General features: G+C 66.4%; 12 protein-coding genes. 6 read left to right on the plus strand and 6 right to left on the minus strand.

Translation table 11 applies throughout. The features are described 5' to 3' along the window. The first annotated feature begins 29 nt into the window (after positions 1–29). Positions 30–545, plus strand: coding sequence for a hypothetical protein (locus tag ABZ293_RS03355; protein ID WP_355177060.1), 516 nt, complete (start codon positions 30–32; stop codon positions 543–545). A 69-nt stretch (positions 546–614) separates the two neighbouring features. Here ABZ293_RS03355 and ABZ293_RS03360 read toward each other — a convergent pair whose 3' ends face one another. From ABZ293_RS03360 to ABZ293_RS03370, 3 genes are all read right to left on the minus strand, one after another. After that, positions 615–1,151, minus strand: a complete 537-nt coding sequence (locus tag ABZ293_RS03360; protein ID WP_355177061.1) for a hypothetical protein — start codon at positions 1,149–1,151, stop codon at positions 615–617. Between the two features lie 216 nt (positions 1,152–1,367). Beyond that, positions 1,368–2,090 carry an alpha/beta hydrolase gene (locus ABZ293_RS03365; RefSeq protein ID WP_355177062.1) on the minus strand — a complete coding sequence of 241 codons (723 nt, stop codon included), beginning with the start codon at positions 2,088–2,090 and terminating at the stop codon, positions 1,368–1,370. Between the two features lie 113 nt (positions 2,091–2,203). Further along, positions 2,204–3,217 (minus strand): GlxA family transcriptional regulator, encoded by a 1,014-nt coding sequence (locus ABZ293_RS03370; protein ID WP_355177063.1) that lies wholly within the window; start codon positions 3,215–3,217, stop codon positions 2,204–2,206. A 219-nt stretch (positions 3,218–3,436) separates the two neighbouring features. On the opposite strand from ABZ293_RS03370, the gene ABZ293_RS03375 reads away from it, so the two are divergent. Together ABZ293_RS03375 and ABZ293_RS03380 are read left to right on the plus strand one after the other, a co-directional pair. Continuing rightward, complete coding sequence (locus tag ABZ293_RS03375; RefSeq protein WP_355177064.1) at positions 3,437–3,943, plus strand: MaoC/PaaZ C-terminal domain-containing protein; 507 nt, start codon at positions 3,437–3,439, stop codon at positions 3,941–3,943. A 5-nt stretch (positions 3,944–3,948) separates the two neighbouring features. Beyond that, positions 3,949–5,694, plus strand: a complete 1,746-nt coding sequence (locus ABZ293_RS03380) for a thiamine pyrophosphate-dependent enzyme (RefSeq protein WP_355177065.1) — start codon at positions 3,949–3,951, stop codon at positions 5,692–5,694. Between the two features lie 177 nt (positions 5,695–5,871). Here the strand turns inward: ABZ293_RS03380 and ABZ293_RS03385 are convergent, their stop codons facing one another. After that, positions 5,872–7,305: a PLP-dependent aminotransferase family protein gene (locus ABZ293_RS03385; protein WP_355177066.1), complete on the minus strand. Its 1,434-nt coding sequence runs from the start codon at positions 7,303–7,305 to the stop codon at positions 5,872–5,874. A 47-nt stretch (positions 7,306–7,352) separates the two neighbouring features. Between ABZ293_RS03385 and ABZ293_RS03390 the strand changes: the two genes are divergently transcribed. Together ABZ293_RS03390 and ABZ293_RS03395 are read left to right on the plus strand one after the other, a co-directional pair. Then, entirely contained in the window at positions 7,353–8,594 is a 1,242-nt protein-coding gene (locus ABZ293_RS03390; protein ID WP_355177067.1) for an MFS transporter, read from the plus strand. 163 nt (positions 8,595–8,757) lie between these two features. Further along, a complete protein-coding gene (locus ABZ293_RS03395; protein ID WP_355177068.1) occupies positions 8,758–9,450 on the plus strand; it encodes a hypothetical protein in 693 nt (230 codons plus the stop codon). 63 nt (positions 9,451–9,513) lie between these two features. Here ABZ293_RS03395 and ABZ293_RS03400 read toward each other — a convergent pair whose 3' ends face one another. Beyond that, the gene (locus tag ABZ293_RS03400; RefSeq protein WP_354958460.1) at positions 9,514–9,960 is read right to left on the minus strand and encodes a cupin domain-containing protein; all 447 of its coding nucleotides are present in this window, start codon (positions 9,958–9,960) and stop codon (positions 9,514–9,516) included. Positions 9,961–10,179: 219 nt separating this feature from the next. Here ABZ293_RS03400 and ABZ293_RS03405 point away from each other — a divergent pair, with 219 nt between their 5' ends. After that, entirely contained in the window at positions 10,180–11,880 is a 1,701-nt protein-coding gene (locus tag ABZ293_RS03405) for a metallophosphoesterase (protein ID WP_355177069.1), read from the plus strand. Positions 11,881–11,884: 4 nt separating this feature from the next. On the opposite strand, the gene ABZ293_RS03410 is transcribed toward ABZ293_RS03405, so the two are convergent. Next, on the minus strand, positions 11,885–12,223 hold the full coding sequence (locus ABZ293_RS03410; protein WP_355177070.1) for a TfoX/Sxy family protein: 339 nt from the start codon (positions 12,221–12,223) through the stop codon (positions 11,885–11,887). Positions 12,224–12,667: the final 444 nt, after the last annotated feature.

Below are 12,667 nucleotides of genomic sequence, written 5' to 3' on the forward strand. Positions count from 1 at the left end.
TTAGCCTGGATCCGTTGAGAGGATCACCAATGGCCCGCCATTTCGACCACTACGAGAGCCGGACTCCGGCACCGGGAACCGTCGCAGCCTGGCTCGTACTCGGCACCGCACCCTCCGAACGCGTCCCCTGGTGGGCCGCGCAGTGGCTCGCAGACGGCCACGACGGCCCAGCGCTACGGGAACTGGCGGGTCTGAACGGGCGCGAACCCCATGCCGTGCGCGACTTGCTGCCCGCGGCCTTGGCCGAGACCGGTGTCGAACTGCCCATGACGCTCACGGCCGCGGCGAGTGAAGCCTTCGGGCTCATCGCCGAACTGCACCTGACCGGGCAGGTCAGCGCACTATGGGTCGGCCAACAGGTCGAGCAGATCGTCTTCCACGCCGACTACGACGCCGAAGTCCACGCGCTTCCCCTTGGCGATCTCTACGGCCTCGCCGACGAATGGGAGGGCGGCTGGGGCCGCACCGTGGAGAAACTCGAAGCCGAGGTCCGCGAACGCTGCATCGAGCAAACGCAGGCCGCACAGCACCCGCGAGATCCTTGACCGCGGGGCCGAAGTACGCCACGCACAGGGTGCCAGCACCGTCAGGGGACCACGCGATCAGAACATCGATCAGCGTCTGCCACGACTCCCGATCGAGCCCTCAGCGGGCGGGCGGATGCTCACCGGCCAACTCCCGTTCGAGTGTGCGCCAGGCAGGCTGCGGGAGCCGGGGTCGCGAGTCGCTTCGGGAAGCTGATCATCGTGCTTCAGCAGTGCCGCGATCTTGCGAATCTGCCTTTGTCTCAACGGCTTCTGTGGGCGACTGATCCTCCACTGGCTCCAGACCGCCGGAGTGATGTCGGCGATGGACTGTGGTGGGGGGTCCAGTTGCGCGAGCCCCCACAAGAAATTGAAGAACACCCGATAATTCGTGGTGTACGAGCGCTTCGTCGTCTTGCGAAGATTCGCGAACGACGACCGGCCGAAATAGCGTGTCAGCCGCGCATCCACCCGGAAATCCGGATCCACCATGAACGGGTCACCCGGATCCGGCCCGAAGGACTCCTCCCGCTCGACGAGATCCCGCCACTCATCCAGCAGCGGATGCCGACCAGGCGGCGCAACCAGCTCCGCAGACACCCAATGCACCGTCCACAACCTGGACATCACCTTCCTCCATGTACTGCAACATGATCAGCTGCAACACACAGAGTTAATAGGGAAGCGGCGGCACTGGATATCGGCCCGGTGTCACCATTACCACGTTAGAGACCGCATTCGACGGACCGGACCCGCTGCTGCGGCACATCCGCACCCGGGTCCGGTCGTCGCAGACCAACGTCGTGATCGAGCGACCCTGTTCCGCGCGCCTCGGGGTGTTGGTCAGGAGAGTTCGGCCAGGGCCGCGGTGATCACGCCGGTGACCTCATCGGGATGGGTCTGCATGACCAGGTGGGGGGCGTCGAGTTCGACAACCTTGCGCAGATCGGCGCGACGGTAGCCGAAGCGCTCCACCTCCGGATTGATGGTGTGGTCAGCGCTGGAGACAATTCCCCAGCCGGGCTTGGTCTTCCACGCCGCCGCCGACGCCGGCTCGGTGAAGGCGAACGCCGACAGCGGGCGTTGGGATACGGCGAATACCCGAGCTCGAACAGGATCCATACCGGCGGCGAAAACAGCGGGGAACGCGTCGATCTCGACCGACACGTCGGTACCGGGTTCGCCACCCTCGACCGGATACGGGGTATACACCAGGTGGGCCGCGAGATCGGAATCCGGGAATCCGCCCTGCAGCTGGCCGAGACTCTCGCCTACTTCGAGCGCGTATCCGGAGACGTAGACCAAGCCGATCACATTGTCGGCCATACCGGCGATGGTGATGACCGCGCCGCCGTAGGAGTGGCCGGCCAGCAGCACCGGGCCGTCGATCCGCTCCACGACCGCGCGGATGGCAGCGGCGTCGGCGGAAAGGCTCCGGTTGTAGACCGGCGGGACCAGTACCGGAACATCCTGTGCGAGAAGACGTTCGGTCACCGGGGACCAGCTGGCAGCATCGGCGAACGCGCCGTGGACCAGGATGACAGTTGGTTGGGCCGAGGCGGCCATAGCTTCCCCTTTTTCATTGGGCGGAGTGGACAATGGATGAGTGTCCGTGCACCAATGAGTTTCGGCCGACGATGCGCGACGCGCCCCTCGCCGCGGGCCGCGAATCCCGCAGATCAGGACACCGCCGCATCGGCATCGTGCTCGAATGTGGCCGACCCGGTGGAGCGGAATCGCTGCTGATACTTCTGTGGCGAGACGCCGAGGCGCGCGACAAATGCCCGGCGTAGGGCCTCGCTGTTGCCGAATCCGGCGGATATCGCGGCCTCGGTCACCGAATGCCCGGCGTGCAGGAGATCTCGTGCGGCGCAGAAGCGGATGAACCCGACGTACTCCGCCGGTGCGCGTTCCAGCTCGGTGCGGAACAGCCGGGTCAGGTGGCGTGGGCTGATGTGGGCGTGGGCGGCCAGCGTTTGCACAGTGTGCGGGAAGGCCGGATCCGCACAGATCAGATCCACTACACGCCGTACCAGTGCGCTGCGTGGAGCGGGTCCGGTCAGCGACGCCGAGAACTGCGATTGGCCGCCCGCGCGCTGCGTGTAGACGACCAGTGACTGTGCCACCCGCCGCGCGGCCTCCGAGCCATGGTCCTGCTCAACCAGCGCGAGCGCGAGATCGACCCCGGCCACCACCCCGGCCGAGCTGTACAGGTTCCCGTCGCGCACGAAGATCGCGTCCGGCTGCACGTCGATCTGCGGATAGTTGCGCGCCAGGTCCGGTACGAATTTCCAGTGGGTGGTGGCCTGCCTGCCGTTGAGCAGTCCGAGCTCGGCCAGCACGAACGCGCCGCTGCAGATCGAGGCGAGTCGGCGGGTGTTGGCCGCGAGGACGCGCGTGGCGCCTAGCACCTTGTCGGTGACGAATTGTGCAGGTGGCAACTCGCTGCCGGGGACCATCACCGTGTCGAATCGCCCAGCGTCGCCGGCCGCGCCGCTCACCTCGATGGGGCCGCCGATCGAGGTCTGCACGCTGGCGCCGTCGGGCGAGACCAGCACCACTTCATAGTCCGGAATCGACTGGTTCGCTTCCACGAAGACCTCGGCCGGACCGACGAAGTCGAGCATCTTGATGCCGTCGTAGATCAGGATGCCGATGCGGCGGGGGGACTTTGCTGTGGGCGAGTATGACACGTCCACCAGTATTCTGGAGGAGTCCCGGTACCGCAGATGCCGGAAGGGCCTACGCGCGCTGGCCGCCCATTCGCCGGTGTCCTGATTTCAGGGATTTGTGGCCCCACGAGCGGGGCGATCGTTGTCCCCTCCGCCAAAACTGATCGTGTGCACGTCGACCCGGTCAGATCCCGCTGGACCGATTGCCATGCACGACAACGGAAACCGAGGAGAGTGGAAATGACAACGTCGGAGACAACGTTCGACCCTGCCCGGTACGAAATCGTCCCGCCCCGTACCTTCGAGCAGTTGCGGATCGGAGAAGTCTTCCGCGCTCCCAGCCGCACCCTCACCGACGCTCACGCCTCCGCGTTCCAGGCGGTGTCCGCCGACAACCATCCCGTCCACTACGACGTCGAATGGGCACGAGCCCATGGCCATTCCGCCCCGGTCGTGCACGGCCTGCAAGTGCTGGCCTTTACCGCACCGGGCGCAACCTTGTTCCCGCACATCATCGGCGAGGTATTCATCGCGTTCACCGGTCTCGCGTGCACCTTCCATGCCGAGGTCCACACCGGCGACACCCTGTACTCGCAGCTCGAGATCATCGACCTCACGCCCGAAGGCGACAATGGCCTGGTCACCACCCAGGTAACCGTCCACAACCAACGCGGGGACCTCGTGTTGTCCGGTAGTCACACCTACCTGCTGCGCCGCACCCCCTCCGACGCGATCCAGCACGGATAACGCTGATGGGTGCATTACGCCGAACCGTGGCCGATGATTTGCTCGAGGTACTCGTCCGGGCCGGGGTACATCGGATTTACGGGCTGGTCGGGGACAGTCTGAATGCGTTCAGTGACGCAGTGCGCCGCGACGGGCGCGTCGAATGGGTGCACGTGCACAACGAGGAGGCCGCGGCCTTCGCCGCCTCGGCCGAAGCGCAACTGACCGGTCGCCTCGCGGTGTGCGCGGGTAGCTGCGGGCCCGGCAACACCCACCTGATCCAGGGCGTGATGGACGCGCACCGCTCCGGAGCTCCGGTGCTGGCCTTGGCTTCGCACATCGCCAGCCGCCAGATCGGCACCGGCTACTTCCAGGAAACCAAACCCGAGGCGCTGTTCGCCCAGACCAGCCACTACTGCGAGACGGTCGCCCACCCCAACCAGGTGGTTCGCCTGGCCCGCAGCGCAATTCAAAGTGCGGTCCTGGACCGCGGCGCCGCGGTACTGGTGCTGCCGGGTGACATTCTGGCCGATCATTCCAGCGGCCGACCCGCCGGGAACGTGACGATCGCGGCAGGGTCGCGGCAGGTTCCCGACGAGGGGGCCATCACCGAACTCGTCGAACGCATCGGGAATGCCGAGCGCATCGCGATCTTCGGCGGCATCGGGTGCGCCGACGCCCGCGAACGCGTGCTGCGCTTGGCCGAGCGGTTGTGCGCCCCGATCGGGCACACGCTGCGCGGCAAGGAGATACTGCAATACGACAACCCCTATGACGTGGGGATGACCGGCTTGCTCGGCTACGGCGCCTGCTACGAGGCATTGCACGCCGCGGACCTGGTGCTGTTGCTGGGCACCGACTTTCCCTACGACGATTTCCTACCCGAGCACAACAACATTCAGATCGACCTGTCCCCGGTGCGGCTGGGTCGGCGCGCGCCGCTGGCCCAGGGCATCGTCGCCGATATCGGCGCGGCCCTGGACGCGCTGCTGCCTCGTCTGCCGCAGCGCACCGACCGCACCTTCCTCGACGAGATACTGCACGCACACCATCGCGCGCTGCGGCACAGCATCGACACCTACAGCACCCACATCGCCACCCACCGTCCCATTCACCCCGAGCACCTGGCCGCACTCGTCGACGAATTCGCCGCTGCCGATGCGGTTTTTACCGTCGACACCGGCATGTGCTGTACCTGGGCGGCCCGCTACCTCACACCCAACGGCCGACGTCGGCTGATCGGCTCGTTCGTGCACGGTTCGATGGCCAATGCGCTGCCGATGGCCATCGGCGCGCAGGTCTCTCATCCCGGCAGGCAGGTCGTCTCGCTCTCCGGTGATGGGGGGCTGGCGATGCTGCTGGGTGAGCTGCTCACCGTCAAGACCCACCGGCTGCCGGTGAAGGTCGTGGTGTTCAACAACTCCAGTCTCGGCATGGTGCGACTGGAGATGATGGTCGCCGGTGACCCGCCGTTCGAAACCGATCACGACGAAGTCGACTACGCGGCGATCGCCGCTGCCGCAGGTTTCTACACCCGCCGCGTCACCGAACCCGGCGAGCTGCGCGCGGCCGTGCGAGCCGTATTCGAGCACGACGGCCCCGCGCTGCTGGACGTGGTCACCACCCCGGACGCACTGGAAGTTCCCTCGCACCTCACCGTCGAAGAGGCACGCGGGTTCGCCCTCACCCTCGGCAAGACCGTACTGTCCGGTGGCATCGGAGAAGTCGTCGAGATGGCGCGACTGAACCTGCGAAACATCCCCCGCCCCTGATTGATTCGTGCGCTGCCGAGCAGAATTCGGCGCTGACATCGAAGCCATCGGCCGTGTTCTGGCGACCGGCCGATGCGCCACCGACAGCACTGGTTATGCGGAAATGCGCACCGCCGGAAAACGATTCACCGACCGAACGGTTGGTCAACTGTAGTTGGCTTGTGGGGTGGGTTTCGTCTAGCGGGTTCGGTGTAGGGCGCGCAGGGTGTGGGTGAGTGCTTCGAGTGCGGCTGGGTAGGCGTGTTCGGGTGGTGTGCTGTAGCCGAGGACGATGCCCTGGGGGTGGTTGCCTGGGGTGTGCCAGCGGTCGCCGAGATATCCGACGGCTAGGTCGAATTCGGCGGTGACGCGTTTGGTCTGGTGTTCGGTGAGTTCGCTGGAGTCGAAGCGGACCAGCGTTTTGAGTCCGGCGGCGATACCGTGGATCGAGAGGGTGCTGCGCGGTCCGGTTGACCATGGTCGCAGGCAGTCGAGCAGCAGGTCGCGGCGTCGGCGGTAGCGTAGGCGGGATGCGCGGATGTGCCGGTCGTAGGCGTGGGTGGTGATGAGTTCGGTCAGGGTCAGCTGTCCGAGTGATTCGGTGTGCCGGTCGGCGTGACGTTTGGCTTCGATGACCGGTTCGAGGAGTCGTGGTGGCGTCACGATCCAGCCCAGGCGTAGTGCCGGACCCAGTGTTTTGGAGACGGTGCCGACGTAGGCGACGTGGTCGGGCGCGGTGCCTTGGATCGCTCCCACCGGTTGGCGGTCGTATCGGAATTCGCCGTCATAGTCGTTTTCGATGATCAGGCCCCCCCGGGATCGAGCCCATGCGATCAACAGTTGGCGGCGCTGTGGGTGCAGCGTCGCGCCGGTCGGGTATTGGTGTGCCGCAGTGACTTCCACAGCATCGATGGTTGTGAACTCAGGATTGGTGAGCAGGTCCGTCCGGGCGCCGTGTTCATCGACGGGAAGCGGGACGATCACAGCTCCGTGGTGGCGGGCGATTGCGCGGTGAAAGTCGGCTCCGGGGTCTTCCATAGCGATGGTAGGTGTGCTGTTTTCACCGAGCGCCGTGGTGAGCAGTGCCAGCGCTTGGGTGTAGCCGTTGGTGATCACGATGTGGTCCGGATGTGCGAGCACTCCTCGGCTGCGTCCGAGATATTCGGTCAGTGCGGTGCGCAGTTCGATGCGTCCGCGCGGATCGTCGTAGCGGTAGATGTCGGCGGGCAGGCTGGTCAATGCCCGACGGGCGGCGCGCAGCCAGGCCGTGGTGGGGAAGGCACACGCGTCGGGCCCGCCCGGACGCAGATCGTGGCGAATCCGGTCCGGCACGGGGTCGGGGCCGGGCGGATCTTGTTGGTGTGGGGGAAGACGAGCGACCGTGGTGCCTGATCCTTGGCGGGCGGTCAGGTAGCCCTCGGCAATGAGCTGGTCGTAGGCCGCTCGCACGGTGCCACGGGACAGTCCCAGTTCGGTCGCGAGCTTGCGTGTTGCCGGCAGCCTCGACTCCGCGGCCAGCCGCCCGCTGCGGATGGCGGTACGAAGCGCATTCTCCAGGCCGGACTGCCGCCCCATTGTCGCGTCGAGCTCCAAGTGCAGATCTACACCGGAATTGGGCCAATGTTCCGACATCACAATGGATCTTATCGGTAGACCAATCTCTTCCTAGGGTCGCCACCGTGAACGTGCTCGCACTCCTACCCCGAACACGATCGTGGGCCGACCGGTCGGTGACGCGGCCGACGATCCCCCTGGTGGCCTTCGCCTATAGCCTCACAATCGCCAACCTGTACTACTGCCAGCCGCTGCTGCCGCAGATGTCGCGGTCGTTCGCGGCGGGATCCGCGACGGCGCTGCTGCCCGCCCTCGGGCAGATCGGGTACCTGGTCGGGCTGGTGCTGGTCGTACCGCTGGGCGATATCGTGCGCCGCCGCAGGCTGATCTGTGCGCTGCTGTGTCTGGACGCAGCGGCATTGCTGGCCACGGCCATCGCGCCGGACGTCACGGTGGCCCTCGCCGCGGGCACGATGATCGGTCTCACCAGCGCCAGCGTGGTCAACGTTCTGGTGTCCTATGCCGCGGGCTTGGTCGATGACCGCCAGCGTGGGCGGGCCGTGGTCACAGTCCTCAGCAGCGGCATGACCGGGGTGCTGCTGTCACGCACCGTCGCGGGCCTGATCGCCGAGCTGACCGGCTGGCGTACCGTGTTCCTACTCGCCGCCGCGACAACGGTGACCCTGTCCGGGGTACTGGCCCGGGCTATGGCACCAGAACCGGCCGAGCTGACGATCGGATACCGCAACCAGCTCCGGACCACGATCCAACTCGCCTGCCACGAGCCCGTCCTGCGCCACCGAGCACTGATCGGCGGGTGTGTGTTCGCGGCATCCATGGCGTGCTGGGCGACCGTAGCGTTCCTGCTGGCCGGGCCGCCCTACAACTACAGTGCGTCGGTGATCGGGCTGTTCGGACTATTCGGGGCCACCGGGATCCTCTCATCGAAGCTGATCGGCCACATCGCCGACCGCGGATGGCAGCAACCAGCCACCGGCGTGCTGCTCGCCGCCGGTATGGCCGCGTTCATCGTGCTGTGGGTCGCAGGACACCACCTGGGCTGGCTCATCGCCGGAATCCTCATCCTGGACGTGTCCGTTCGCGGCACCCACCTGCTCAATGCCAGCGTCGTCTACCGGCTGACAGAACATGCCCGATCACGCCTCGCCTCCACATATATGACCGTCTACACATTTGGTGGCATCCTCGGAGCCGCTGTCGGCGCGGCCGGATACCGCGAATCCGGCTGGGCCGCAGTATCGGCAACCGGAGCAATAGCCATGACAATCGGACTCGGCATCTGGGCCTACCAGCTGCGACGCGCACCCGGCCCGCCATCACTTGGCACCCTCAATCAGGCAAAGTGAACCGTCATGGCTGGAGGTCGGAGCGACTCGAGCTTGCCGTGGTTGGTAACAACGGCGGATCATCCAACGACTACGCGGGGGTACCGTACAGCCGTCAAAATTCACCAGGCCCATTGCGCGTCTGTCCTTTTCAGGCGAGGCGGCAGGCGCAGGAGGAGAGTTCGTGGGGATCATGCAGATGTTGGGTAAGGGCCGCCGATGGCGCGTCGGCACCGGACTGGCGCTGGGCATGGTGGCGCCCGTGCTGATCGTGACCGCGTGCACGGCTGACAAGCAGGATTCCGCCGCGCCGGGCTCTGGCACTGTGACGGTCACCTCGATCAGTGCATCGCGAACAACGCCCCCGGCCACCACCGCGGCACCGGGCAACCCCGGCGGGACCGGCGGACAGCCGGGCAGTGCGGGTGGAGCAGGCACTGGACCGACGGCCGCCGGGCAGCCTGTCACCGGTGGCGTCGACAACTGCGGAATCGCCTACTGCGGCGCACCCACCGAAACCCAGCCGGCACCAGGTGGCACGGACACCTGTGGCGTGACCTTCTGCGGTACAACGAGCAATCCCGCTCCGGCACCAGGTGGCACGGACACCTGTGGCGTGACCTTCTGCGGCACAACGAGCAATCCCGCTCCGGCGCCCGGCGGCGATGTCAAGTGCACCGACAAGATCAACTACGCGGGCGATCCGCGGTCCAACGCCGAGATCAACAGCATCGGCGAACGAGACGGCAAGTGTCCCGAACCGATTCATCCGACGACGACCAGCAGTGCGGCACCCCCGCTCACGACCACGTTGGCGCCAACGACTGCTGCTCCGTCGCCGACTACGACCGTTACGACGACAACGGCAACGCAGTAGTAGGAGGGCGCGTCTGGTGCCCGGTGCCCACTTTGCGGGCACCGGGCACCTGACCGGTGTCGATTACGCGCACTCCGGCGCGTCGGCATCCTCGAACAGTGGCTTGCCGGTGGGTGGGGCGTAGACGACGTCGAGCACGAGCGGGTCGGGGCCGAGATTGCGGCCGATGTGCACGTTCCAGGCGCCCTCGGGTTCGTAGATGAAGTCGCCGGTGTGGAAGACCGGAGCCACGCAGTCGGGGCCGGGGTGGGTGAGGGTGCCCGAGCGGACGAAGCCGAAGACCGGACCGTAGTGAAAGTGCCAGCCGGTGGAACCGCCTGGGGCAATGGTGATTTCGCGGACGACGAGGTCGGTGCCCGCGACGAAGGGCAGCAATCCGGCCGGGATCTGGGCCTGGCCGAGGGTGACCGCGGTGATATCGGTGCCGGGCGTCGCGTTGGCAGTCGTCGCGCCGAGAATCGAACCGACCGACACGAGCGCCGCGATGGCCCCGCGCGCAAATGGCGTCATTGCGGCAGCTTAGCCACCGCGACGCGGTCAGAAAAGGGCCTCGCGCCGCTGCCGGTTCGAGATCGCCACTGCCGCTGCGGCATTCGTTCGTTTTGTACTGATTGCCCGGGTCCGTGCGACTACCTGGCCCCGGGTTCGGACCGGAGTTCATGAATTGTTCGCGCCTGGGAAGCAGTGTCGAGTTGCGGGATGCGCTGTGGCCGTAGAGCATCGGATGCCGTGCCGTCCAATGCGCTGAACCCAGCTGGCGATCTACCCGATACCGGAATTCCCGCCGCCCTGGCCGCCCAGATGACCATGGCCGAGCAGCACGAGTGGCACCGGAACTATCTACGCCGCCATGCCGTCTCGCGGCGCAATGTCCTGCGCGGTGCGGCCGCGGCCGCGGCGGTCGCGGCGGTCGGAACCTCGCCGTTCGGCAGGCGCGCCTACGCCGAGGACGCACAGCTCGCGGTCGGCGGTCGGCATGTCGGGTACGGACCGGACGCGGCCAGCCAGCTCAGGTTCGCCGGTCAGCTTTCCCGGCCACCGGCCGGTACCAAGGTCTATCTGGACCACGGGCCGACACCCGCGCTCGGCGGCACCATCGAGGCCGAGGTGCGCAATCTGCTGACCCAGGTGCCCGCCGCCGACGGCGGAGTGCTCGCCGCCGAACAGTTCTACGTACACGCGCCGGTCGACGGTCTGCCCGGGCGGCTGCCGCACTTCTATCGGTGGCGCACCTCCGACGGGTTCACCGGCGATATCCGCGCCGCCGCACCGGCCATGCCGAGTTCGCGCAGTGCGATCTTGCCCTTCCGATTCACCATGATGGGCGATCAGGGCACCGACAACACCCCGGCGCTGCCGCAGGGCACGGTGCCCGGCGATTACGACGACAAGTACTACAAGGCCGATAACGATCCGACCGCGCCGCACGCGACCAATGTGCTGCGCCAGATCGCCGCCGCCAAACCGGATTTCCACGTCCTGGCCGGTGATATCGCCTACGCCGATCCGTCCGGTGCTGGCAAGCCGGGCGAATTCGTCGCACACGACGCGAAGGTCGACTCCGGCTTCGACAAGTACAACCCGTATGTCTGGGATGTCTACTTCGGCGCCATCGAAGTCAGCGCCGCGCAGACGCCGTGGATGTTCGCCACCGGCAACCACGATATGGAAGCGACCTACGGTCAGCACGGTTACGGCGGACATCTGGCGCGGCTGGACTTCCCCGGCAACGGGCCCGCTGGCTGCCCTTCGGCGTACTCGTTCACCTACGGCAATGTCGCGGTGCTCTCGCTCGACGCCAATGACGTCAGCTATGAGATCAAGGCCAATACCGGATATTCCGGTGGGGCACAGACGAGTTGGGTGGAGCGCACCCTCGCGGCCTATCGCGCGAATCCGGATATCGACTTCCTGGTCTGCTTCTTCCACCACTGCGCGTATTCGACCACCGAATCGCATGCCAGCGACGGCGGCCTGCGCGATGCCTGGACCGCACTGTTCGACAGGTATCAGGTGGATCTGGTGCTGCAAGGGCACAATCACGTCTTCGAGCGCACGGATCCGATCCGCGCCGGCGCCGCGACCAGGGTCGCCGGTGACAATTCGATCGTCTACCCGGAGACCGACGGCACCGTCTATTACACCGTCGGCGGTGGTGGTCGCCCGCGCTACGACTTCCAGCCCGGCTCACAGGAATCGTTCCGCGGCCACGAATTGCCGGACACCACGGTCCCGAACAGCTATGTCTGGACCTCCTCCGGAGAGAAGCTAGACGAGGCCGCACCGTGGTCGCGAGTGCGGTTCCGCAACTACTCGTTCCTGCGCGTCGATGTCCGGCCCGGCATCTTCGCCAGCGAAATGGATGTGGTTGCGGTGGACGAATACGGCCGGGAATTCGACAAACTCACCTTCCGCCGCCTCGTCCGCTGAACCGCTACTTCTGCTTCGGTGGGAGCGAGCGCGCGTAGCTCACCCCGCGGTCGATCCATTCGTCGAGTGCGTCATCGTCGGTGATCGCCGCGCCGTCGACGCGCAGCCAGTTGTTCATTTCCCGACCGCCCATCACCATCGTGCCGACGTAGTCGCGGGCGAGCAGTGCGGTGCTCTCCTGCGGGTCGACACGCACCAGTAGACCGCCCTTGCCGCTGGCCGCGACCGCCATATTGCCGCCGACCAGGAAGGCCAGACCGCCGAACATCCTCTTCTCGACCACATCGGGTGCGGGTTCGATCAGCTCCCGGATCCGATCGGCGAGTTCCTTGTCATACGCCATACCGCATTGTCGACCACGGCACCGACAACTTGGCGGCGAACAGCCGCTACCCGCCGATCGCGGCGGCGCACAGCGGCAAGGATTCGTGCAGGTCGCCCTGCCAATTGGCGCAGGGGTGGGTGCCCCGACGCAATTTCACCGTGACGGGCACGCCAGCGGCGGCCGGCCGCCGAAGACCGCGAGCTCGGAGTGCGCATAGCGGCGGCGGGGTCGCTGGTGCGCGGACAGCCGCTATAGGAACCCACCGAATTGCCACCCGCCCAATGGACGAACCTCGATGGGAATTATCGCGGCGCAGACCGCGAACAGGAACACCAGGCATCGAATGAGGGAGCGCAGCGAGCGAATCATCGGCACGGTGCCCATCGTGCGGGCCGAATGTGCGCGAGGCGTGGGCACGAGCCGGTACATGGGTCGAATTCCTATCACGGCCGCAGGTGTGGT

It is taken from the genome of Nocardia sp. NPDC005998, assembly GCF_040614395.1.
GTDB lineage: Bacteria > Actinomycetota > Actinomycetes > Mycobacteriales > Mycobacteriaceae > Nocardia.